The organism is Micromonospora sp. CCTCC AA 2012012 (assembly GCF_040499845.1).
Classification (GTDB): Bacteria; Actinomycetota; Actinomycetes; order Mycobacteriales; family Micromonosporaceae; genus Micromonospora; species Micromonospora mangrovi.
This window is the reverse complement of sequence record NZ_CP159342.1, coordinates 471,870-493,742: the sequence shown is the minus strand read 5'-3', so window position 1 is coordinate 493,742 and position 21,873 is coordinate 471,870. Positions and strand designations below refer to the sequence as shown.

Annotated in this window: 19 protein-coding genes; 5 read left to right on the top strand and 14 right to left on the bottom strand. The window is 74.3% G+C overall.

Translation table 11 applies throughout. The features are described from left to right. Positions 1-2: 2 nt before the first annotated feature. The 14 genes from ABUL08_RS02320 to mraZ all read right to left on the bottom strand — a co-directional run bounded on the left by ABUL08_RS02320 (position 3) and on the right by mraZ (position 16,755). Positions 3-686, bottom strand: a complete 684-nt coding sequence (locus tag ABUL08_RS02320; protein ID WP_350934033.1) for a cell division protein SepF — start codon at positions 684-686, stop codon at positions 3-5. 193 nt (positions 687-879) lie between these two features. Next, positions 880-1,623 carry a YggS family pyridoxal phosphate-dependent enzyme gene (locus tag ABUL08_RS02315; protein ID WP_350934030.1) on the bottom strand — a complete coding sequence of 248 codons (744 nt, stop codon included), beginning with the start codon at positions 1,621-1,623 and terminating at the stop codon, positions 880-882. 9 nt (positions 1,624-1,632) lie between these two features. Further along, positions 1,633-2,748, bottom strand: a complete 1,116-nt coding sequence (gene ftsZ, locus ABUL08_RS02310; protein WP_350934028.1) for a cell division protein FtsZ — start codon at positions 2,746-2,748, stop codon at positions 1,633-1,635. Positions 2,749-2,989: 241 nt separating this feature from the next. Next, positions 2,990-3,808, bottom strand: coding sequence for a cell division protein FtsQ/DivIB (locus ABUL08_RS02305; protein ID WP_350934026.1), 819 nt, complete (start codon positions 3,806-3,808; stop codon positions 2,990-2,992). Beyond that, complete coding sequence (gene murC, locus ABUL08_RS02300) at positions 3,805-5,289, bottom strand: UDP-N-acetylmuramate--L-alanine ligase (RefSeq protein ID WP_350934024.1); 1,485 nt, start codon at positions 5,287-5,289, stop codon at positions 3,805-3,807. The genes ABUL08_RS02305 and murC overlap by 4 nt, the downstream gene beginning before the upstream one ends. A 31-nt stretch (positions 5,290-5,320) precedes the next feature. Further along, positions 5,321-6,427 (bottom strand): undecaprenyldiphospho-muramoylpentapeptide beta-N-acetylglucosaminyltransferase, encoded by a 1,107-nt coding sequence (murG, locus tag ABUL08_RS02295; protein ID WP_350934022.1) that lies wholly within the window; start codon positions 6,425-6,427, stop codon positions 5,321-5,323. Next, positions 6,427-7,842: an FtsW/RodA/SpoVE family cell cycle protein gene (locus ABUL08_RS02290; protein ID WP_350938447.1), complete on the bottom strand. Its 1,416-nt coding sequence runs from the start codon at positions 7,840-7,842 to the stop codon at positions 6,427-6,429. The genes murG and ABUL08_RS02290 overlap by 1 nt, the downstream gene beginning before the upstream one ends. A 234-nt stretch (positions 7,843-8,076) precedes the next feature. Further along, positions 8,077-9,204 (bottom strand): phospho-N-acetylmuramoyl-pentapeptide-transferase, encoded by a 1,128-nt coding sequence (gene mraY, locus ABUL08_RS02285; protein WP_350934019.1) that lies wholly within the window; start codon positions 9,202-9,204, stop codon positions 8,077-8,079. Beyond that, a complete protein-coding gene (locus ABUL08_RS02280; protein ID WP_350934017.1) occupies positions 9,201-10,595 on the bottom strand; it encodes a UDP-N-acetylmuramoyl-tripeptide--D-alanyl-D-alanine ligase in 1,395 nt (464 codons plus the stop codon). Before ABUL08_RS02280 ends, mraY begins: the two co-directional genes overlap by 4 nt. Beyond that, complete coding sequence (locus tag ABUL08_RS02275) at positions 10,592-12,154, bottom strand: UDP-N-acetylmuramoyl-L-alanyl-D-glutamate--2,6-diaminopimelate ligase (RefSeq protein ID WP_350934016.1); 1,563 nt, start codon at positions 12,152-12,154, stop codon at positions 10,592-10,594. Before ABUL08_RS02275 ends, ABUL08_RS02280 begins: the two co-directional genes overlap by 4 nt. 52 nt (positions 12,155-12,206) lie before the next feature. Next, positions 12,207-14,426, bottom strand: a complete 2,220-nt coding sequence (locus ABUL08_RS02270; RefSeq protein WP_350934014.1) for a peptidoglycan D,D-transpeptidase FtsI family protein — start codon at positions 14,424-14,426, stop codon at positions 12,207-12,209. A gap of 3 nt (positions 14,427-14,429) precedes the next feature. Beyond that, positions 14,430-15,014, bottom strand: coding sequence for a hypothetical protein (locus tag ABUL08_RS02265; protein ID WP_350934012.1), 585 nt, complete (start codon positions 15,012-15,014; stop codon positions 14,430-14,432). Beyond that, entirely contained in the window at positions 15,011-16,117 is a 1,107-nt protein-coding gene (gene rsmH / locus ABUL08_RS02260; RefSeq protein ID WP_350934010.1) for a 16S rRNA (cytosine(1402)-N(4))-methyltransferase RsmH, read from the bottom strand. Before rsmH ends, ABUL08_RS02265 begins: the two co-directional genes overlap by 4 nt. A 206-nt stretch (positions 16,118-16,323) precedes the next feature. Beyond that, positions 16,324-16,755 carry a division/cell wall cluster transcriptional repressor MraZ gene (gene mraZ, locus ABUL08_RS02255; RefSeq protein WP_350934008.1) on the bottom strand — a complete coding sequence of 144 codons (432 nt, stop codon included), beginning with the start codon at positions 16,753-16,755 and terminating at the stop codon, positions 16,324-16,326. A gap of 356 nt (positions 16,756-17,111) precedes the next feature. Here mraZ and ABUL08_RS02250 point away from each other — a divergent pair, with 356 nt between their 5' ends. From ABUL08_RS02250 to ABUL08_RS02230, 5 genes are all read left to right on the top strand, one after another. Then, positions 17,112-18,359: a MurT ligase domain-containing protein gene (locus ABUL08_RS02250; protein WP_350938445.1), complete on the top strand. Its 1,248-nt coding sequence runs from the start codon at positions 17,112-17,114 to the stop codon at positions 18,357-18,359. Further along, the gene (locus tag ABUL08_RS02245) at positions 18,349-19,071 is read left to right on the top strand and encodes a type 1 glutamine amidotransferase (protein ID WP_350934006.1); all 723 of its coding nucleotides are present in this window, start codon (positions 18,349-18,351) and stop codon (positions 19,069-19,071) included. The genes ABUL08_RS02250 and ABUL08_RS02245 overlap by 11 nt, the downstream gene beginning before the upstream one ends. Next, complete coding sequence (locus tag ABUL08_RS02240; RefSeq protein WP_377521784.1) at positions 19,068-19,775, top strand: TVP38/TMEM64 family protein; 708 nt, start codon at positions 19,068-19,070, stop codon at positions 19,773-19,775. The genes ABUL08_RS02245 and ABUL08_RS02240 overlap by 4 nt, the downstream gene beginning before the upstream one ends. A 65-nt stretch (positions 19,776-19,840) precedes the next feature. Next, the gene (locus tag ABUL08_RS02235; protein WP_350934004.1) at positions 19,841-21,052 is read left to right on the top strand and encodes a hypothetical protein; all 1,212 of its coding nucleotides are present in this window, start codon (positions 19,841-19,843) and stop codon (positions 21,050-21,052) included. Further along, positions 21,049-21,840, top strand: coding sequence for a phosphotransferase (locus tag ABUL08_RS02230; RefSeq protein ID WP_350934002.1), 792 nt, complete (start codon positions 21,049-21,051; stop codon positions 21,838-21,840). Before ABUL08_RS02235 ends, ABUL08_RS02230 begins: the two co-directional genes overlap by 4 nt. Positions 21,841-21,873: the final 33 nt, after the last annotated feature.

The window sequence follows — 21,873 nt, the reverse complement described above, 5'->3', positions numbered from 1 at the left end:
GGCTAGCTCAGGCTGAAAAAGCCGCCCTCAGCGATCTTGGCCTTGTCCTCCGCGGTGACCTGGACATTGGCCGGCGAGAGCAGGAACACCCGGTTGGTCACGCGCTCGATCGTACCGCGCAGACCGAAGGCGAGTCCGGCCGCGAAGTCGACCAGTCGGCGGGCGTCCGCCTCGTCCATCTCGGTCAGGTTGATGATCACCGGCACGCCGTCGCGGAAGTGCTCGCCGATGGTCCGCGCCTCGCGGTAGGTGGTCGGGTGCAGCGTGGTGATCTGGTAGCGCTGCTCGTCCTCCGCGGGCGCCGAACGCTCGCGCGGCGGGGTCTGCGGCGCCAGGGCCAGGTTGTCCCGGGTGTGGTAGGTCAGCGCGCCGGAGGTCTCCCCCGCCCCCGACCGGGTGATCGACCGCACGCTGGCCCGCTCCGGACGCTCGACGTCGCGGTCGGCCTCCGCCGCCCGGCTCGCGGCGCGCTCGCTCAGCCGACCACGGTCGCCGACCCGGGCCCGGGGAGCCGGCGGCTCCTCGGCCTCCTCGTCCTCGTCGTCGGCGAACTCCTCGGCGTACCGGCTCGACCGGTACCGCGACTCGCGGTAACCCGGCTTGTCGTAGCCACCGTCCTCGTAGGCCCGCTCGTCGTCCTCTTCGACCAGACCGAGCCAGACCCCCGCCTTGCGCAGTGCACCCATCCCGCGCCCTTCCGTCCGCCGTGCGGCACGCGCCCCCGTGCCGTGTCGCTTGATCACTAATGGACACGGTGCCCACCGGACCGGAACGGCAATCCCTTTCGGCGCGCGATTCGCGGTCCGCTCGCCGTGGCCCCCGACACCGGGACACCGTTCCTGAACGACACAGATGTAATTTGCTTCTTCCGCGGTCAGGCTACCGCAGCGTGGGGCGCATTCCGAGCAACGCGCTGCCGACGCGGACATGTGTCGCGCCGTACCCGATCGCGGTTTCCAGGTCCCCGCTCATTCCCGCGGAGAGAGCCGTGGCGGCCGGATGCTCGGCCCGGAACCGGCTCGCCACCTCGGCCAGGCGGGCGAACGCCCGCTCCGGCTCCCAGCCCAGCGGGGCCACCGCCATCAGCCCGCCCAGCCGCAACGTCTCCGCGCCGGCCACCGCCGCCGCCACCGCGCCGAGGCCACGGTCCCGGTCGGCGGCGTCCGGCAGGGCGCCGCCCCGGGCCGGGTCGGCGTCGATGCTGACCTGCACCAGCACGTCCAGCGGCCGGTCCCGGCCGGCCGCCGCGGCGGCCAGGGCGCCGGCCAGCCGGACGCTGTCGACCGACTGGACGACGTCGGCGTAGCGGACCACCGAGCGGCACTTGTTGCGCTGCAACTGGCCGATGAAGTGCCAGCGGGGCGTCACCCCGGCCGCCGCCACCTCGGCGGCCTTCGGCGCCGCCTCCTGGTCGCGGTTCTCCCCCATGTCGACGACGCCGAGGCCGGCCAGGGCGACGACGTCACCGGCCGGGTACGTCTTGGTCACCGCGATCATGGTGACCTCGGCGGCGTCCCGGCCGGCGGCGGCGCAGGCGTCGGCGATCCGGCCCCGCACCCGCGCCAGCCCGTTGGCCAGCTCGGCGCGCCGGTCCGGCCGGACCGTGGCTGCTGTGTCGGACATCGGCGGGGCTCAGGACCCGTTCTTGAGGAAGTCCGGCACGTCGACGTCGTCGAAGAGCACCCGGCGCGGCGACTGCTGCGGCGCCGGCATGGTGGCCGGCGGGGTGACCGGGGTGCTCGGCTGCGCCGGCTGGTTCTGGTTGGTCTTGCGGGTCGGCTCGGCCGCCTTGTACGCCGGCGTACCGCCGTCGAAGCCCGCCGCGATCACGGTCACCCGCACCTCGTCGCCGAGCGCGTCGTCGATGACCGCGCCGAAGATGATGTTCGCGTCCGGGTGGGCCGCGTCGGTGACCAGCTGGGCCGCGTCGTTGATCTCGAACAGGCCCAGGTCGGAGCCACCGGCGATGGAGAGCAGCACGCCGCGCGCGCCGTCCATGCTCTGCTCCAGCAGCGGGCTGGAGATGGCCGCCTCGGCCGCCTCGACCGCGCGGTTCTCGCCCCGGGCGCTGCCGATGCCCATCAGCGCGCTGCCCGCGCCGCTCATCACGCTCTTGACGTCGGCGAAGTCCAGGTTGATCAGACCCGGGGTGGTGATCAGGTCGGTGATGCCCTGGACACCGGAGAGGAGCACCTGGTCCGCGGTGCGGAAGGCGTCCATCATGGAGATGTTGCGGTCGCCGAGCGCGAGCAGCCGGTCGTTCGGGATCACGATCAGCGTGTCGCACTGGTTGCGCAGCTCGTCTATGCCGGACTCCGCCTGCACCTGACGGCGCTTGCCCTCGAAGGAGAACGGCCGGGTCACCACGCCGATGGTGAGCGCGCCGAGCTTGCGGGCGATGTTCGCCACCACGGGCGCGCCGCCGGTGCCGGTGCCGCCGCCCTCGCCGCAGGTGACGAAGACCATGTCGGCGCCCTTGAGCACCTCCTCGATCTCGTCGCGGTGGTCCTCGGCGGCGTTCTTGCCGACGTCCGGGTTGGCGCCGGCGCCGAGGCCCCGGGTCAGCTCCCGGCCGACGTCGAGCTTCACGTCGGCGTCACTCATCAACAGCGCCTGCGCATCGGTGTTGATCGCGATGAACTCGACGCCCTTGAGCCCAACCTCGATCATCCGGTTGACGGCGTTGACGCCGCCACCCCCGATGCCGACGACCTTGATGACCGCCAGGTAGTTGTGCGGAGGTGTCATCTCCGGTCCTTTCCCTTCGAGATTGGCATGGGCCGACCCCACACGGCTTGGCCAGACCAGCGGTCGACGGGGTTCCCAGCGAGGCTACGGGCCGAAACCCTCACCCTCTACTAGAGGCTTACAGTTATGTCAACCACTGATCCTCTTCGGGGCAACGTAAGCGCCTCCACGCCGAGAGCCAAGGACCCTTTCGGCGTGTCGCCCCGTGGAGCGGGACGCGTCACCTCCGCTGAGCGGCCGGTCACTGGAAGGTGACCACGTCCGGGGCGCTCACGTCGATCCGGTCCGCCCTGCGCCCGAGCAGCGCGGTGGCCACCCGGGACTTCTCCGCGCCCCGGGTCGCGTCCCCCCAGACGATCTCCCGGTCGCCGCGCAGCCGCAGCGTGATCCGGGCCAGCCCGGCCACGTCCACCGCCACCAACTGGGCGCGCAACTGCGGCGTCAGCGCGGCGAGCACCGTCAGCCCGGCCCGGGTGCCCGGGTCGTCCGGGCCCGGCCGACCCACCCGGATCACCGGCAACGCGTCCGGGGCCCGGTCCAGGGTCCGGAAAACCACCCCCGACCGGTCGAGCACGGCGAACCGCTCGCCCTGCGGGACCGCCGCCACGGCGGTCCGCTCCACCACCCGGATCACCAGGGTGCCCGGCCAGTCCCGGGACACCGACGCGCGCTCCACCGCCGGCAGGGCGCCGACCCGGCGCGCGGTCGCCGCCAGGTCCACCCGGGCCAGCGGCGCGTCGTCGGGCACCGCCGCGGCCTCGCGGACCTCCACCTCGGAGACCAGCTCCGCGCCGACCACCCGGACCTGCCGCACCCCGAACAGGCCGGTGCCGAGCACGGTCCAGGCGACCAGCCCGGCCAGGGCCAGCACCCCGGCGGCCACCGCCCAGGGCAGGGCCGCGCGCATCCGCCGCTGCCGGGCCCGGGCCATGAACCGCCGGGTCGACGGCGGCACCGCGTCGGTGTTCGCCCGGACCAGCTGCCAGCGGCGTACCGGCCCGCGCCGGGCCGCGCCGCCGTCCGGGCCGGGGGTACGACCGCGCGCCGGACCGGGGCTCATCCGGCTGCGGTCGCCGCGCCGTCCGAGCCGACGACGGTGCCCAGGGCCGAGCCACCGTCACCGGTGCGGGCCAGCAGGGCGTCGAGCAGCTGGTCGCCCATCAGCGAGATCGGCGGGGCGCCCATGGTGACCACCACGTCGCCCGGTCGGGCCCGCCGGGCCACCTCGACCGGCGCCGCCTCCCAGGAGTCCACGAAGACCTTGTGCTCGGCCGGCAGCGGCACCGCCTCGAGCAGCGCCGCCGAGCCCTCGCCCGGCTGCCGCAGCTCGCCCGGGCCGAAGACCTCCAGCAGCACCAGCTCGTCGGCGATGCCCAGCGCCGCGGCGATCTCCGCCTGAAGGTCGCGGGTGCGGTACAGCCGGTACGGCTGGAAGACGACGATCAGCCGCCCGTCGCCGGCCACCTCGCGCAGCGTCTGCAGGGCCAGGGTCATCGAGGTCGGGTGGTAGGCGTACTCGTCGTAGACCAGCACGTCGTCGGCGACGCCCTTGCGCTCGAAGCGCCGCCGCACCCCCGGGAACGCGGCCAGCGCGGCCTCCGCCGCCTCGACCGGCAGGCCCAGCAGATAGGTGGTGAGCACCGCCGAGGCGCTGTTGAGCCCCATGTGCCGCCCCGGCACCGGGAGCCGGATCTCGCCCAGCGACCGGCCGTCGATCTCGGCCAGGTAGCGCACCCCGCGCGCCGACGAGGTCATCTCGCTCAGCCGCAGGTCGGCGTCGGGCGCCTCACCGTACGTCCAGACCCGGCGCCCCTCGGCGCGCAGCGTCTCGGCCAGCCGCCGCCCACCCGCGTCGTCGGCGCAGGTGATGATGAAGCCCGCCGGGTCGGTGAGCCGGGCGAACTCGACGAAGGCCGCCTCCAGGTTCGCCAGGTCGCCGTAGGTGTTGAGGTGGTCCGCCTCGATGTTGGTGACGATCGAGACGTAGGGGCGGTAGATGAGGAACGAGCGGTCGCTCTCGTCCGCCTCGACCACGAAGTGCTCGCCGGTGCCGTGGTGCGCGCCCGAGCCCACCTCGGAGATCTCCCCGCCGATCACGAACGACGGGTCGACGCCGGCCTGCTGGAGCACCATGGTGACCATCGAGGTGGTGGTGGTCTTGCCGTGGGTGCCGGCGACGGCGACCGTCCGCCGGCCGGTCATCGCCGCGGCGAGGGCCTCCGAGCGGTGCAGCACCCGCAGGCCCCGCCGGCGCGCCTCGACCATCTCCAGGTGGTCCTGCGGGATCGCCGAGGAATAGACCACGGTGTCCACGTCGTCGAGGTTGCCCACCTCGTGGCTCATGTGGATGGTGCCGCCGAGCGCCCGCAGGCCGGCCAGGGACGGCCACTCCCGCAGCTCGCTCCCGGAGACCGGCAGGCCCCGGGTGAGGAAGAGCCGGGCCAGGCCGCTCATGCCGACCCCGCCCACCCCGATCAGGTGGATCCGGCCCAGGTCCTCCGCGGTCATCGTGCCGGCGGGGGTGAACTGCGCGGTGTTCATGACACAAACCTTCCGGTCGCGACGGTCCGCATCAGCGGGCCACCGCCTCGTAGACGAACTGCAGCAGGGCCTCGTCGCCGTCCCGCCGCCCGTACGCGGCCGCGGCGGCGCCCATCGCGCCGAGCCGGTGCGGGTCCCGGATCAGCGGGATCACCGTCCGCTCCAGCCAGTCCGGGGTCAGCTCGGCGTCGTCGACGAGCAGCCCGCCCCCGGCCTCCACCACGGGCAGCGCGTTGCGCTTCTGCTCCTGGTTGCTGTGCGGGTAGGGGACGTAGATGGTGGGCAGCCCGATCGCGGCCACCTCGGCGCAGGTCATCGCCCCGCCCCGGGCCAGCATCAGGTCGGCGGCGGCGTAGCCCAGCTCCATCTCGGACAGGTAGGGCAGCGCCACGTAGGGCACCGGCAGGTCGGTGGGGACCGGCACCGGCTCGTTGCGCGCGCCCATCACGTGCAGCACCTGCACGCCGTTGCGGGCCAGCTCCTTGGCCGCACCGGAGACCGCCAGGTTGATCGAGCGGGCGCCCTGCGAACCACCGGCCACGAAGAGCACCGGCAGGTCGGGGCGGAGCCCGAAGTGGGCGCGGGCGGCGTCCCGCATGGCGGCGCGGTCCAGGCCGGAGATGCCCCGGCGCAGCGGCACCCCGACCACCCGGGCGTCACGCAGCGCCTCGGCCTGAGCCGGCTGGTGCGGGAACCCGACGGCGACGTTCTTCGTGAACTTCATGCCCATCCGGTTCGCCACGCCCGGGGGAACGTTCACCTCGTGGATGACGATCGGCAGCTCACGCCGCCAGGCGGCCAGGTAGCCGGGGACGGAGACGTACCCGCCGAAGCCGACCACGACGTCGGCGGCGACCTCGTCGATCACCTTGCCCGCCGCGCGGGCCGCCTTGTACATCCGGTCCGGGGTGCGGACCAGGCTCATGTTCACCGAGCGGGGCAGCTGGTAGGCCGGGATCTGCCGCAGGTCGTAGCCGGCCGGCGGGATCAGCTCGTTCTCCAGGCCCTTCGGGGTGCCGAGGCAGGTGATCCGGACGCCCGGGTCGTGTCGGCGCAGGCAGTCGGCGAAGGCGAGCAGCGGGTAGATGTGCCCACCCGTACCCCCTCCGCAGAGCACCACCGAACGCAGCGGACCCATCAGCGTCTCCTCTCGCTCGCCGTGCCGGCGCGCGTCCGGCCGGGCCGGGCGCCGCGGGCCGCGGCCTGGTCGTCCTCCCGCCGCGCCCGGGACCGGGGTACGGACCCACGGTCCGCCGGTGGCGTCGCCGGTCGGCGGCGCCGGCCGGGAAGCGGCGGCAACGGGGCCCACACTAGTCGGACCCACCGGGCCGGCGGACGGGCATGCAGGGCTCGGGCCGCGTCGGGTTCGGCGCGGGCGAACGAGGCGAGCATGCCGATCGCCGCCAGGGTCACCACCAGGGCGCTGCCGCCGTCGGAGATGAACGGCAGCGGCACACCGGTCAGCGGCAGCAGGCCGGTCACCCCACCGATGTTGATCACGGCCTGGCCGACCAGCCAGGCGGTGACGCCCGCAGCGGCGAGCCGGCGGAACGGGTCCTCCACCCGCCGGGCGATGCGCAGCCCGGTGTACGCCAGCACGGCGAAGAGCACGATCACCACGGTGCAGCCCACCACGCCCAGCTCCTCCGCGATGACCGCGAAGATGAAGTCGTTGTGCGCCTCGGGCAGCCAGCCGAACTTGAGGCTGCTCTTGCCCAGCCCGACGCCGAACCAGCCGCCCTGCTCGACCGCGTACCGGGCCTGGACGAGCTGGTAGCAGTTCGCCAGCTGCTCCTGGAAGCAGGTCTTCGGGTCGGGCGGGTCGAGGAAGACGGTGAGCCGGCCGAGCCGGTAGTTGTCCGCGCCCCGGGAGCCGGAACCGGCGCCCAGCGAGGCGGCGGCGACCAGCAGCCCCACCCCGGCCAGGCCGACCGCGGTGAGCGCGGCGAAGACCTGGAGTCGGACGCCGGCCGCCCAGAGCATGCCGACCACCAGCGCCAGCAGGCAGAGCATGCTGCCCAGGTCGTTGTAGCCGACCAGCACGAAGAGCAGGCCGACCACCGGGAAGAGCGGGGTGGCCAGCTCCTTCCACCAGCCCAGCGCGGCGCCCTTGCGGGCCAGCACGTGCGCGCCCCAGAGCACCAGCGCGAACTTGGCCACCTCGACCGGCTGCACCGACACGGGACCGAGATAGAGCCAGAGCAGCTCGGCCCGGAGCGGGCCGATGGCGGTGACCCCGAAGAGCGCGTTCAGCGCACCCAGCAGGTTGAGCAGCAGCAGCAGCGCCACCGCCACCCCGAGCGCCGGGCGACTCAGCGCCCGGAAGCTCCGTACCGGCAGCCGCTGGCAGGCCCAGAAGGCCAGGATGCCGATCACCGCGAAGATGGTCTGCTTGACCAGCGAGGCGGTGGCGTCCCCCTCCTCGGCGAAGTCCTTCACGCTGGTCGCCGAGAAGACCATGGTCAGGCCGATCAGCAGCAGCAGGCCGGCGCTGGAGAGCAGCAGGTAGTAGGAGGCCAGCGGCCGGGCCAGCAGGCCGCGCAGGGCCGCCAGCCCACCGGCCGCGTCCAGCCCGATCGACCCCCCGGGCGGGTCGGCCGTACGGGTGGCCGCGGGTGTCCGTCTGGCTGGCGTGTCGCTGGTGACCTCGATGACTCGTTCCTCCCCCACCCGCTCATCATCGCGGCTCGGCCGGTCCGCCCGTGGCGCAACCGCCCGGTCGGCGTGTCGCCGTACGCGTGACGGCCCCCGGCCGGCGACCGGAGGCCGTCACGAGCGGGCCGCGGCTCAGGTGACGGCGGCGAGGAACTCGCTGTAGAAGAGGCCCAGGGCGATCGCCACGCCGATGCCGGCGATGATCCAGAACCGGACCACGATGTTGACCTCGCTCCAGCCGGCCAGCTCGAAGTGGTGCTGCAACGGCGACATCCGGAAGACCCGCTTGCCGGTGGTGCGGAACGAGATGATCTGGATCACCACGGACATCGTGATGATCACGAAGAGGCCGCCCAGGATCGGCAGCAGCAGGATGGTCCGGGTGGACATCGCCATGCCGGCGATCAGGCCACCCAGGCCGAGCGCGCCGGTGTCGCCCATGAAGATCCGGGCCGGTGAGGTGTTCCACCACAGGAAGCCGACACAGGCCCCGGCCGCCGCCCCGGCGATCAGGGCGATCTCCAGCGGGTCCCGGACCGCGTAGCAGTAGGCCTCGGTGTAGTTCGGGTCCGCGCACCAGTGCCGGTACTGCCAGAACGCGATCAGCGCGTACGCGGCGAGGACCATCACCGAGGCGCCGGTGGCGAGGCCGTCCAGACCGTCGGTGAGGTTCACCCCGTTGGTCGCCGCCATCACCACCATGATGATCACGATGACCGCGCCGACCTTGCCGATCTCCAGCGCCGGGATGTCCCGGATGAAGCTCAGCGTGGTGCTGCCGACCGTCTCGGTGTTGGTGGCCGTGCCGCTCGGATCCTTCATCGTGCTCGGGAAATAGAGCGCCACGATGCCGAAGAGCGCCCCGACCAGGATCTGCCCGGCCAGCTTGCCGCGCTTGTTGAGGCCACCGCTGTGCCGCTTGCGGACCTTCAGGAAGTCGTCGATGAAGCCGACCGCCCCGGAGAAGACCATCAGCCCCAGCAGCACCAGCGCCGTGATGGTCGGCTCCACCTGGGCGATCTGCGCGTCCGGCAGGGTGGTCAGCGCCAGGTGACCGGCGACGTACGCGATCACCGTGGCCAGGATGAAGACCACGCCGCCCATCGTCGGCGTGCCCTTCTTGCCCTCGTTGCTGGCGAGCCCGAGGTTCGACCGGATCGGCTGGCCGGCCTTCAGCCGGGCGAACACCTTGATCGCGATCGGGGTGCAGAAGAGCGAGATCAGGAAGGCGACCCCGACGGCGACGATGACCGCCCTCACCGGGAGACCTCCCCGGCGTCGGCGCGCAGCGCGTCGGCCACCTCCCAGGTGCGGTACCGGGAGCCCTTCACCAGCACCACGTCACCCGGACGCAGCTCGCTCCGCAGCACCTCGACGGCCGCCGCCTGATCGGTGAGCAGCACCGACTCTCCTCCCCAGTCACTAACCGCTGTCGCGCCCTCGTGGATCGGCGCCGCCGGCTCGCCCACCACGAGCAGCCGGTCGATGTCCAGCTCGGCCGCGAGGCGACCGACCTGCTGGTGCCCTTCGCGCTCGAACGCGCCCAGCTCGGCCATGTAGCCGAGCACCGCGAACGTACGCCCGCCCTCGCCGAGCGAGGCCAGCGCCCGCAGCGCGACCGCCGTCGAGGCCGGGTTGGCGTTGTACGAGTCGTCGATCACGGTGACCCCGTCGGGGCGCGCGAAGACGTCCATCCGGCGGGTGGAGACCAGCCCCAGCTCGCCCAGCGCCACCGCCAGCTCGGCCAGCGGCATGCCCAGCTCACGGGCCACCGCGGCGGCGGCGAGGGAGTTCGACACCTGGTGCCGGCCGGTGAGCCCGAGCCGGACCGGCGCGCTGCCCTCCGGCGTCACCAGGGTGTACGCCGGCCGGCCCCGCCCGTCCAGCGTGACGTCCACCGCCCGCACGTCGGCGTGCGCCGCCTCGCCGTAGCGGACCACCCGGGCCACGGTGCGGGACGCCATCGCGTCGACCAGCGGGTCGTCGGCGTTGAGCACCGCCAGCCCCTCGGCCGGCAGCGCCTCGACCAGTTCCCCCTTGGCCAGCGCGATGGTCTCCACCGAGCCGAACTCGCCGATGTGCGCCACCCCGACGTTGAGCACCACCGAGATCCGGGGCGGCACCACGTCGCAGAGGTAGCGCACGTGCCCCACCCCCCGGGCGCCCTTCTCCATCACCAGGTAGCGCGTCTGGGGCGTGGCCTGCAAGGCCGTGTACGGGTGACCCAGCTCGTTGTTGAACGAGCCGGGCGGCGCCACGGTCGGGCCGAGCCGCACGGTGAGCTGGGCGATCAGGTCCTTGGTGGTGGTCTTGCCGGACGAGCCGGTCAACCCGATCACGGTGAGCCCGGGCAGCCGGTCGACGACCGCGCGGGCCAGCTTCCCCATCGCGTCGAGGGCGTCGGCGACCAGCACCATCGGCACGCCGGGCACCTCCCGGGTGCCGAGCACCGCCACCGCGCCCGCGTCGACCGCGCCGGCGGCGTAGTCGTGCCCGTCGACCTTCTCCCCGGGGAAGGCCACGAAGAGCGCCCCCGGGGCGACCTTGCGGGAGTCGAACTCGACCGGGCCGGTGACCCGGGTCTCCGGGTCGGCGTCGACCAGGCGTCCGTCGACGGCGGCGGCCACCTCGGCCAGGCTGAGCGCGATCACCGCTGACCCGCCCGGTCGGTGAAGCGGGCGCGCAGCGCCTCGGCCAGCTCGACCCGGTCGTCGAACGGGTGCACCTGGCCGGCGACCTCCTGGCCGCGTTCGTGCCCCTTGCCAAGCACCGCCACCACGTCACCGGGCTCGGCCAGCCGGACCGCCTCCGCGATGGCGGCCCGCCGGCCGTCCACCTCGACGATCCGGGCCGGCGTGCCGGCCGCGTACGCCCCCTCCAGGACCTCCGCCCGGATCGCGGCCGGGTCCTCCGTCCGCGGGTTGTCGTCGGTCACCAGCACCACGTCGGCTCCCTCCGCGGCGGCGCCGCCCATCACCGGCCGTTTGCCCCGGTCCCGGTCGCCGCCCGCGCCGATCACGCAGATCAGCCGGCCGGCGCTCAGTTCGCGCAGCGCGCGCAGCGCGGCCACGATGGCGTCGGGCTTGTGCGCGTAGTCGACGACACCGCGTACCGGCGCGTCGGTGCTGACCAGCTCCAGCCGACCGGGCACCCCGCCGCACTCGGCCACCCCGGCGGCGGCGGTGGCCGGGTCCACCCCGACCGCGACCAGCGCGGCGATCGCCAGCAGCGCGTTGGCGACGTTGTGCCGGCCGGGCAGGGCCACCCCGGCCGGGACGGTCAGCCCGTCGGGGCCGTGCGCGGTGAACCGCTGGGCGTAGCCCTCGCCGTCGACGTCGGTGGCGTACCAGGTGGCCGTCGGGTCGCCGGCCGCCGAATAGCTGACCGTGGCCGGCTTGAACAGCGGGCGCAGCGCCGCGTCGTCGTGGTTGAGCACCTCGACCGCGCAGCGGCCGTCGAAGAGCTGCGCCTTGGCCGCGAAGTAGTCGGCCGAGTCGGCGTGGAAGTCCAGGTGGTCGGAGCCGAAGTTGGTGTAGCCGCCGACGGCGAAGCGCACCCCACCCACCCGGCCCATCGCCAGGGCGTGGCTGGAGACCTCCATGACCACGGCGGTGACGCCGCGTTCCCGGGCGGCGGCGAGCATGGCGTGCAGGTCGGTCGCCTCGGGAGTGGTCCGGACGCTGTCGACCACCAGGTCGCCGAGGCGGGTCTCCACGGTGCCGATCAGCCCGGTGGTGTGCCCGGCGGCGCGCAGCCCGGACTCGACCAGATAGGCGGTGGAGGTCTTGCCGGCGGTGCCGGTCACCCCGATCACGGTCAGTCCCGCGGTGGGGTCGCCGTAGACGGCGGAGGCGACGGTGCCGAGCGCGGCGCGCGGGTCGGTCACCACCAGCACCGGCAGCCCCGCACCGGCGGCGAGCGCCACGCCGGCCGGGTCGGTCAGCACGGCCACCGCGCCGGCCTCGGCCGCGCCGGTGGCGAACTCCGCGCCGTGCCGGCGGGCACCGGGCAGGCCGGCGTACAGGTCGCCGGGGCGGACCTCCTGGCTGGCGTGGGTCACCCCGGTGACGGCCAGGTCGGCGGCGCCCTCGGGCGGGGCGATGCCGAGCCGCCCGGCGAGGTCGCCGAGCCGGACGGGATTCACGGTCAGGGGACGTGGATTGCCGGGCACGGCGTCAGACCCTACCCGGTCGTCCGGTTCCGACCGCACAGCCGCCCCGGTGGTTCGTCGCCACTCACCGATGATGTCCCGTCCCTCCCGGTCAGCGCGGAAAGACCTCGAACTTCGGGGACCGGTCGGTGGCCGACGGGGGCACCCGGTAGTGACGCAGCGTGTAGCCCATGATCTCGCGGAAGGCCGGTGCGGCCACCGCGCCACCCTCCCCGCCGGGGCTCCACACGAAGACCGCCACCACGTACCTCGGCTTCTCCGCCGGGGCCATCCCGATGAACGAGCCGACCTCGCCGGGCTGGAGCTTGCCGTCGACGTAGCGCAGGCCGGTGCCGGTCTTGCCGGCCACCCGGTAGCCGGGGACCGCGGCGGCCAGACCGGTGGCCCGCCCGTCGGGACCGTCGACCGTGGTGACCGCCTCCAGCATGGTGCGCAGGGCCGCCGCGTTCTGCGGGCTGAGCACCGAGCGGGTCTTGGGGGCGGGTCCCGGCGTCCGTTTGCCGTCCGGGCCGATCACCTCCTTGATCAGGTGCGGCTGGACGTACGTGCCGTCGTTGGCGATCGCGGTGTACGCGGCGGCCATCTGCAACGGGGTGGCGTCCACGCTGTGCCCGATCGGCACCGACCCGTACGCCGAACCGCTCCACTGGTCGGCCGGGAGCAGCCGCCCGGACGCCTCCCCCGGCATGCCCTCGCCGGTGGGCTGCCCCAGCCCGAACCGCTTCTGATAGTCGATCAGCCGGTCCCGGCCCAGGTCGTGGGCGATCTCGATGGTCCCCACGTTCGACGAGAAGGCCAGCATCCCGGGGATGCTCATCTTCCGCCCGTTCGCCGGGTGGGTGTCCCGGAAGGTGACGCCCCCCTCGTTGATGGTGTTGGCCACCGGGAACGCCGTGTCCGGGGTGATCACGCCCTCCTGGAGGGCCGCGCCGTAGGTGATCGCCTTGTGGATCGAGCCCGGGTCGACGACGAAGCTGGTGGCCGCGTCCTCCCGGTCGGTGGGTTTGCTGCCCGCCGGATCGGCCGCGTCGTAGGTCGGGTTGCTCGCCTGGGCCAGCACCTCGCCCTGCATGTCGAGCACCACGGCGGCGGCCACGCTGCCCCGGACCTGGGCCAGCTGCGCGCTGAGGATCTGCTGGGTCCGGTACTGCAGGTCCCGGTCGGTGGTCAGCACGATCGAGCTGCCCGGACGGGGCTGGACGGTCACGCTGTAGCCGCCGGGGATCGGCGCGGCCAGGTCGCCCTGGCCGACCTCGTAGGTCTTGCGGCCGGCCTTGCCCTGGAGCACGTCGTCGTACTTGGCCTCCAGGCCCTCCAGGCCGGTCATGTCCTCGCTGACGAAGCCGAGCAGGTTGGCGGCCAGGTCGCCGCCGGGCACCTCGCGTCGCTCGTCGCGGTGGGTGCCGATGCCGGGCAGGTCCAGCGCCATGATCTGCTTGGCCCGGTCGATGTCGACGCCCCGGGCCAGGTATTCGAACTGGGACTGCCCGCCGCCGGGCAGGCTGCGCCGCTTCATCTTGTCGGCCAGGTCGGACCAGGCGACCCCGAGCAGCGGCGAGAGCCGCTTGGCGACGGCCACCCGGTCGCTCTCCGGGATCTGGGTGGGGTCGGCGAAGACGTACCGCGCCTCGACGCTGTGCGCCAGCGGGGCGCCGGTCCGGTCGTAGATCGCGCCGCGCGGCGCGGGCAGCTCCACCACGGCGAGCCGGTTGCCGAGCCCGCCGTCGGCGTACGCCGGGGTGTTCACGGTCTGGAGGAAGACCAGCCGGATGCCGATCACGGCGAAGAGCGCCAGGGTCAGCAGCGTGCCCAGGCGCAGCCGGCGGCGGGGGTCGGCGAGCTTCGGCGGGCGGCGCGGCTTGCGCGTCGGCCGCCGGGCGGCGGGCCGGTCCGGCCGGCGCGGCCCGGGCCGGCGGCGCGGCGCCGGCGGCTCGTCGTCGTCGAAGGGCTCCCGGCCGGGCCGGGCGGTGACGGTCCGGACCACGCCGGACCGGCCGCCGGCCGCGGCCTCCCGCCGGCCGGTGCGGCCCGCGCCGGCGCGACCGCCGTCGAGCACCTGCAGGGCCGGCCGGAACGGGTCGCCGGATCGGGTGCTGCGCGGGGTACGCCGCTGCTCGGCACCCCCGCCCGCGGCCGACCGGCCCCCGCCGCCCTCGCGGAGGGTGCGCCCGCGAGGGGTGTACGCCCGGGCGTCGGAGATGCCGCCCCCGCCCGGCTCACCGGTGCGCGGCTCGGCCCCCCGACCGCCCCGCGACGAGCCGCGCCGGGACCCCGTGGGGTCCCGGCGCGGGTCATCCGATCTCGGTGGCACGGGTCAGCCTCCGTTGCCCTGCTGGCTGGTGATCGCCGGCTGACCGGTGGCCGGGTGCGGCACCCCGATCATCTTGCCGTCGGGCAGCCGGATGTAGGCCGGGTCGTCCGACTCGACCAGCCCGAGCTTGCGGGCGTTGGCGGTCAGGTTGCCGGGCGCCTTCTGCTCGGCGATCTCCTTCTCCAGCTGCTGCTGGTCCACGTCGAGCTTGGCCTGCTGCTGCTGGAGCTTCTCCAGCCGGAACGCGTTCTCATTGATCTTGGTGTTGACCGCCAGGATGCCGAGCACTCCACCGACCACCAGGAACAGGATCAGGCCGACGAAAGGCGCCCGCGGCACGGAGACCGGCGGCGGCGGGGCGACCCGCAGCCGCGGCGCCGCCGCGTCGGTCGTCCTGGTCCGCTCGGCCGGCCGCAGCGCGGCGCTGCCCTGGGTCGGGAACTCGCGCGCCCCCCGGGCGCGAGTGTCCCCCCGGCGGTCGAGCCGGTCGGCCCCCGCCGTCGTGGTCCGCTGCGCCGCGGTCCGGCCCCCCGACCGCGGTGCGCGCCGCCCGACGGCGCCCCCGCCGTCGTGCTTGTCAACGTTCATGTCCCCTCCCCCTCTTCGTCCGTCCCGTTGTCCCCCGGGGCCGACCGGGGATCCGCCTCGGATCCCGGTGACCCCGTCCCCGGTTGGTGCATCGCCTTCACCCGGCGCCGGTACCGTTCGCGGTCGGTACGCCCCTGCCGGGTCGCCTCCGGGTCGAGCCGTTCCGCCGCCCGCAGCCGCACCGAGGCGGCACGCGGGTTGGCGGCGACCTCCCCCTCCCCGGGAAGCTCGGCGCCCCGGCTCAGCAGCCGGAACGTCGGGCCCGACCCGGGCAGTTCGACCGGGAGGTCGACCGGGCCCTTACTGCGGACCCGGTCGGCGAGCGCCTGCTTGGTGAGCCGGTCCTCCAGCGAGTGGTAGGACAGGACCACCATGCGGCCGCCCACGTTGAGCTTGTCGAGAGCGGCCGGCAGCGCCGTCTCCAGCGCTGCCAGTTCTCTGTTTACCTCGATCCGTAAAGCCTGAAACGTTCTCTTGGCCGGGTGTCCCCCGGTTCGTCGGGCTGGTGCCGGAATGCTCTCCCTGACCAGCTCGGCCAACCGCGCCGACGAGGTGATCCGGCCCCGCTCGCGCTCCCGGAGGATCGCCGAGGCGATCCGCCCGGCGAACTTCTCCTCGCCGTAGACCCGGAGCACCCGGGCCAGGTCCGGGTGGGCGTAGGTGTTGACCACCTCCTCGGCGGTCACCCCCCGGGTCTGGTCCATCCGCATGTCCAGCGGCGCGTCCTGCGCGTACGCGAACCCGCGGTCGGGCGCGTCCAGTTGCAGGGAGGAGACCCCCAGGTCGAACAGGATCCCGTCGATCGCCGGATAGCCGAGCCGCTCCAGCACCTCGGGCAGCTCGTCGTAGACGGCGTGCTCCAGGTGGATCCGGTCGGCGAACCGGGCCAGCCGGACCCGCGCGTGGGCGAGGGCCTCGGTGTCCCGGTCCAGACCGATCAGCACCGTGTTCGGGTGCGCCTCCAGGACCGCCTCGGCGTGCCCGGCCAGCCCCAGCGTCGCGTCGACGTGGACGGTGCGTCCGTTCCGACCCAGCGCGGGGGCCAGCAACTCGAGACACCGCTCGAGCAGCACCGGCACGTGCGTGCCGCGTAGCTCCCCCATGTCGACCCCCACTGGTTGAAACCCGCTTCCGTTCCTGTCGCGTCCGTTGTCGTCACGACGCCTCGTCATACCGCCAGATCCCCATCCGCTCCCGCCCGCCGGAGGCCACAGCCCTCGATACGGATCGTGCGCCTGGCACCGGGGAAGGGGTGCCAGGAACTCGAAAGCGGCTGGAGATCTCGCAGTACGCCGGGCGTCGTCACGCCCTACAGACCGCCGGGCAGCACCCCCTCCTCGATGTCGGCGAAGTCGTCTTCGCTCTCCGCGAGGTAGGCCTCCCAGGCCGTCCTGTCCCAGATCTCCACCCGGCTGCTCGCTCCGATCACGACCAGATCGCGGTCGAGAGCGGCGTACGAGCGCAGGTGCGCCGGGATCGTCACCCGGCCCTGCTTGTCCGGCACCTCGTCGTGCGCGCTGGCGAAGAAGACCCGGTTGTAGGCCCGGGCCGCCTTGTGCGTCATCGGCTGCGCGCGCAACTGCTCCGCGATGCGCTGGAACTCGGGCATCGGGAAGACGTAGAGGCAGCGCTCCTGCCCTTTGGTGATCACGACACCCCCCGCCAGCTCATCCCGGAACTTCGCCGGAAGGATCAACCGGCCCTTTTCGTCCAGGCGCGGAGTGTGGGTGCCGAGGAACATCGGCCCAACCCCCTCGCCCTGAGCGGCGTTCGCGGCGCCGCTGACCCCCCGGGCCGGTGTGGCCCTCCCGGCCTCACCATCGCGCCCCACTCTACTCCACTTCCCTCCACCTGCAACCGAAAACGCCCGCGTGGCGCGCCGTGTCGCCGAGCAAAAGCGCACGTCAACCGGGGTGGAGCGGAGTGGAGGGGGTGACCGCCCCCCGGGGCGCGTCCGCTAGCCGACATAGATCGACTCCGTCCGGCCGAGCGCCCGCCGACCGGACGCCCGAGGACGCCCGGCCGAACGGTTCGCCGTCGGCGGCGATCTGGCGGGGTCCCCGGTCCGGTAACCTCGCTCGCGTGACGGACGCGAAGATGCCCCTGCGGGCAAAGGTGGCCAGCTCGGTGTCGCGGACCGCCGCGGCGCTGTCGCGGGCCGCGGGTCGGGGCGACGGCTCGGTCATCGGTGGCTGGATCGGCCTCAAGATCGACCCGGACCTGCTGGCCCACCTGTCGGCCGGCCGCGCCATCGCGCTGGTGTCCGGCACCAACGGCAAGACCACCACCACCCGGCTGACCACCGCCGCCGTCGGGGTGCTCGGCCGGGTCGCCACCAACTCCTACGGCGCCAACATGCCCACCGGCCACACCTCCGCGCTGGCCAAGGCCGGCAGCACCCCGTACGCGGTGCTGGAGGTCGACGAGCACTACCTCTCCCAGGTGCTGGAGGCCACCGAGCCGCACGTGGTGGCGCTGCTCAACCTCTCCCGCGACCAGCTCGACCGGGCCAAGGAGGTCGCCATGATGGCGCAGCTCTGGCGCGCCGCGCTGGTCCGGCACGCCGACGTGCGGGTGGTGGCGAACGCCGACGACCCGATGGTGGTCTGGGCGGCCACCCCGCCGGCCGACCCGGCGCAGGGCCACGTCCCGCCGCACGTGACCTGGTTCAGCGCCGGCCAGCGCTGGCACGACGACTCCTGGGTCTGCCCCGAGTGCGGCTCCACCATCGCCCGCAAGGACGACCAGTGGTGGTGCACCGGCTGCCCGCTGCGCCGGCCCGAGCCGCAGTGGACCGTCGAGGACGACGGCGTGCTGGACCCGACGGGTGCCTGGCACAAGGTGCGGCTCCAGCTCCCCGGCAAGGTCAACCTGGGCAACGCCGCCACCGCGCTCGCCGTCGCCGCCGAGTTCGGCGTCCGCCCGGTGGACGCGGTGTCCCGGCTCGGCTCGGTGACCTCGGTCGCCGGCCGCTACGCGCAGGTCGACCGGGACGGGCGCAACATCCGGCTGCTGCTGGCCAAGAACCCGGCCAGCTGGCTGGAGGCGTTCGACATGGCCGACGAGGCGCCGACCCTGCTCTCCATCAACGCGCGGGACCCCGACGGGCTGGACACCTCCTGGCTCTTCGACGTCGACTTCGCCCCGCTCCGCGGCCGGCAGGTCCTGATCACCGGCGACCGGGCGTACGACCTGGCCGTCCGCCTCGACGTCAACGACGTGCCGTTCCAGCACGTCCGCAGCTTCGACGAGGCGATCCGGGCGGTCCCACCGGGCCGGCTGGAAGTCATCGCCAACTACACCGCCTTCCAGGACATCCGAGCGGAGCTGGACCGTGTCAACTGAGAGCCTGCGCATCGTCTGGATCTATCCCGACCTGCTCTCCACCTACGGCGACCGGGGCAACATGCTGATCCTGGCCCGCCGGGCCCAGCTGCGCGGCATGCCGGTCGAGGTGCTGGAGGTCCGCTCCGACCAGCGGCTGCCGGCCACCGCCGACATCTACCTGATCGGCGGCGGCGAGGACGGGCCGCAGGCGCTCGGCGCGCAGCGGCTGATCGCCGACGGCGGCCTGCACCGCGCGGTGGCCCAGGGCTCGGTGGTGTTCGGCGTCTGCGCCGGCTACCAGCTCCTCGGCACCTCGTTCTTCGCCAAGGGCACCGAGTGCGCCGGGCTGGGGCTGCTCGACCTGCGCTCCGACCGGGGGCCCAGCCGGGCCGTCGGCGAGCTGGCCGGTGAGGTCGACCCGCGGCTGGGCGTACCGGCGCTGACCGGCTTCGAGAACCACGGCGGCCGGACCCACCTGGGCCCCGGCGTCGCCCCGCTGGCCCGGGTCACGGCCGGTGTCGGCAACGACGGCGCCACCGAGGGCGCCTGGCGCGGCAAGCTGCTCGGCACCTATTCGCACGGCCCGGCCCTGGCCCGCAACCCCGCCCTGGCGGACCTGCTGCTGCGCTGGGCCACCGGCGTCCACCAGCTGCCCGCGCTGGACGACACCTGGGCCGAGCGGCTCCGCTCGGAACGCCGTGCCGCGGTGGCCGCCGCCGCCCGACCGTGACCGGCGCCGCCCCACGGCGGCGACGACCGGATCTCCGCCGGCTGGTCCGACTGCTGGGGCAGCGGTCGGCGCGGCGGTTCACGCTGCTGCTGGCCCTGCTCGCCGGCTTCGCGCTGCTGCTGCTCCTGGCACCCCGGCCGGATCCGGCGCAGCTGCCCCGGCTGGCCGACTCCCTCGGCGGGTACGCCCCGCCCGCCGCCATCGTCGCCGGGGCGCTGCTGCTGGTGGCGCTGGTGCCGCGGACCTTCGTCACGCTCGCCGCCGGGGCGGTCTTCGGCCCCCTGGAGGGCGCCGCGTACGCCCTCGGCGCGGCGCTGCTGGCCGCGGCGATCGGCTTCGCCGTCGGCCGGCTGCTCGGGCGGGACTTCGTCGCCGAACGGGTCCGGGGCCGGCTGGCCCGGCTGGACGGCTGGTTCACCCGGCAGAGCGTGCCCGGGGTGATCACCGTCCGGCTGCTGCCGATCGCCAGCTTCGGCCTGGTCAGCTACGGCTACGGCACCACCGGCGCCCGGCTGCTGCCGTTCCTCGCCGGCAGCGTGATCGCCTCCGCCCCGACCGCTTTCGGCTACGCGGCGATCGGCGCGGCGGTCAGCTCCCCCGGCGACGTCAACTGGTACGCCGCCGCCCCCGCCAGCCTCGGCCTGATCGCCAGCGTGGTGATCATCACCCGCTGGTGGCGCGCCCAACGATCGGCGCCGCGGTAACGACCGGACGACGATCTCGTCGACGGGGCCTCGCGCGATACCGGCGCTACCTAGCATTCGCGACCATGAAGCCCTCACCCCGGGTCGCCACCGCCCTGGCGCCGGCCCTCGCGGCGGCCCTGCTCGCGGCGTGCACGCCGGGCGACCCGCCGGCAGCCTCGGCGCCGCCCGCCGTGACCGGGACGCTGCCCGAGACCCGGATGACCGCTGCCCCGCGGGCGGACTTCTGCCCGGTCGCCCTGCCCGGGAGCTGGCAGGACGCGATCCGCGACAGCCGGCTGGCGCAGCAGCCCGGGGAGCGGTGGATGGGGCTCACGCCGACGCCGGACGGCCGTTCCGCGTTCGCCCTGGTGCAGCGCGACGGCAGCCCGGCGAGGCTGGTCCGGCAGGAGAAGGGCGGCGGCCGGCGGGAGGTGGCCACCATGCCGGACCTTTTCACCCTCCCGCTCTGGGCCGTCTTCGACGGGCGCTGGCTGGTCTATGCGCGCAGCGACCTCGCCCGGTCCGCGCCGCACGGCCGCGGTGGCGCCGAGGTCTTCTCCTGGGACGCGACGTCGGGAGCTGCGCCACGTCAGGTCGCGGGCACGGGGGACTTCGTCTTCCGGCCCCCGCTGCGCGACGGGAGGCTCGCGCTGACCGAGGTCCTCGGTAAGGACCGGTCCGCGCTGACCCTGCACGACCTGGCCGCCGGGACGGCCCGCACGGTCGCCACCGGCCCGGTCGCCGGGGTCGGGTTCCACGGCGCCGACCTGCTCTGGTTCGACCGGGCCACGGGCCGCCTGCGCGCGGTCGGGCCGGACGGGCAGGCCACGTCCGCCCCGCAGCCGAGCGCCGGACCGGGGGCCGCCGCGCAGGTGACCACCGACGGCCGCACCACGGCCTGGGTGTCCCGGGACGAGCTGGTCCTGACGGTCTGGCGACCGGACTGGGCCGCGCCGGTCCGGGTGTCCCGGTTCACGCCTGAGTCGCCGTCCCCGGCCGCCGAGACCGTGCTGCCGAACGGTGTCCGGCGTCCCACCACCGACGTCGACCCCTTCCAGCGGGTCGCTTCGCCCACGGTCGTCGGTGACCTGGTGATCTTCGACTACGACCAGGGCTGGTACGTGGCCGACCTGCGGACCGGCTCGTACGCCCGACTGACCGCCGACCGCGCCGACGCGGTCGTCTCGGGTGGCGCGCTGCTGGTGGACCCGGATGACGACTCGGTCCCGCCGCAGCGGCAGGCGTACTCGCTGCTGCGCGTGGACCGGCTGCCGCCGCTGCCGGAGTGCCGGTGACGGGCCGGGAGGAGCTGCTGCCGGGCGGGTTCGTCGCCGAGGTGGTCCGGGTCGGGGACACCGTCCGGCGGACGCTCCCGCCGAACGCGGAGTTCGTCGCCGCGCTGCTGCGGCATCTGGCGCCGACCGGCCTGGCGCCCCGGCACCTCGGCGTCGACGAGCGGGGCCGGCAGGTGCTCAGCCACCTCGACGGCCGGGTGCCGTGGCAGGAGCGGGAGGACGCGGCGTACTTCTCCGACGCCGCGCTGACCCGGCTCGGCGGACTGATCCGGACGCTGCACGACGCCTGCGCCGGCACCGGACTGGCCGGCGACGCGGAGACCGTCTGCCACCGCGACCTCTCCCCCAAGAACACCGTCTACCGGGACTCGCCGTCCGGTCCGCTGCCGGTGGCCTTCCTCGACTGGGACCTGGCCGGACCGGGCCGCCGGATCGAGGACGTGGCGTTCGCCTGCTGGCACTGGGGAGAGCTGGGCGGCGACGCCGACCCGGCCGAGCTGGGCCGCCGCTGCCGCCTGCTCTGCGACGCCTACGACGCGGCGGCCGGCGCGCCGTCCCCCGTCGGTGCCGGCGCCGACCCGGCCGGTGTGCCGCTGCCCCGCGACGAGCTGATCGACGTCATGCTCCACCAGATCGAGGGCACCTGGCGGGGCATCGCCGCGGGCGCCGACCGTGGCGACCCCGCCATGCGCCGACTCCGCGCGGCCGGCGCCGACGAGGGGGTACGCCGCTGGCACGACTGGCTACTGCACCACCGCCCCGCTGTCCACCACGCCCTGCACCCCTGACCGCCCGCGCGATCCCGCACCGTCTCCGGGGAA

Excerpts from the sequence above, each read along its gene's own strand:
- ABUL08_RS02235 (WP_350934004.1), top strand. The coding sequence starts at position 19,841 with ATGAAGCCCTCACCCCGGGTCGCCACCGCCCTGGCGCCGGCCCTCGCG.
- ABUL08_RS02265 (WP_350934012.1), bottom strand. The coding sequence starts at position 15,014 with ATGAACGTTGACAAGCACGACGGCGGGGGCGCCGTCGGGCGGCGCGCA.
- murG (WP_350934022.1), bottom strand. The coding sequence starts at position 6,427 with ATGGGTCCGCTGCGTTCGGTGGTGCTCTGCGGAGGGGGTACGGGTGGG.
- rsmH (WP_350934010.1), bottom strand. The coding sequence starts at position 16,117 with ATGGGGGAGCTACGCGGCACGCACGTGCCGGTGCTGCTCGAGCGGTGT.
- ftsZ (WP_350934028.1), bottom strand. The coding sequence starts at position 2,748 with ATGACACCTCCGCACAACTACCTGGCGGTCATCAAGGTCGTCGGCATC.
- ABUL08_RS02320 (WP_350934033.1), bottom strand. The coding sequence starts at position 686 with ATGGGTGCACTGCGCAAGGCGGGGGTCTGGCTCGGTCTGGTCGAAGAG.
- murC (WP_350934024.1), bottom strand. The coding sequence starts at position 5,289 with ATGAACACCGCGCAGTTCACCCCCGCCGGCACGATGACCGCGGAGGAC.
- ABUL08_RS02315 (WP_350934030.1), bottom strand. The coding sequence starts at position 1,623 with ATGTCCGACACAGCAGCCACGGTCCGGCCGGACCGGCGCGCCGAGCTG.
- ABUL08_RS02305 (WP_350934026.1), bottom strand. The coding sequence starts at position 3,808 with ATGAGCCCCGGTCCGGCGCGCGGTCGTACCCCCGGCCCGGACGGCGGC.
- mraZ (WP_350934008.1), bottom strand. The coding sequence starts at position 16,755 with ATGTTCCTCGGCACCCACACTCCGCGCCTGGACGAAAAGGGCCGGTTG.
- ABUL08_RS02250 (WP_350938445.1), top strand. The coding sequence starts at position 17,112 with ATGCCCCTGCGGGCAAAGGTGGCCAGCTCGGTGTCGCGGACCGCCGCG.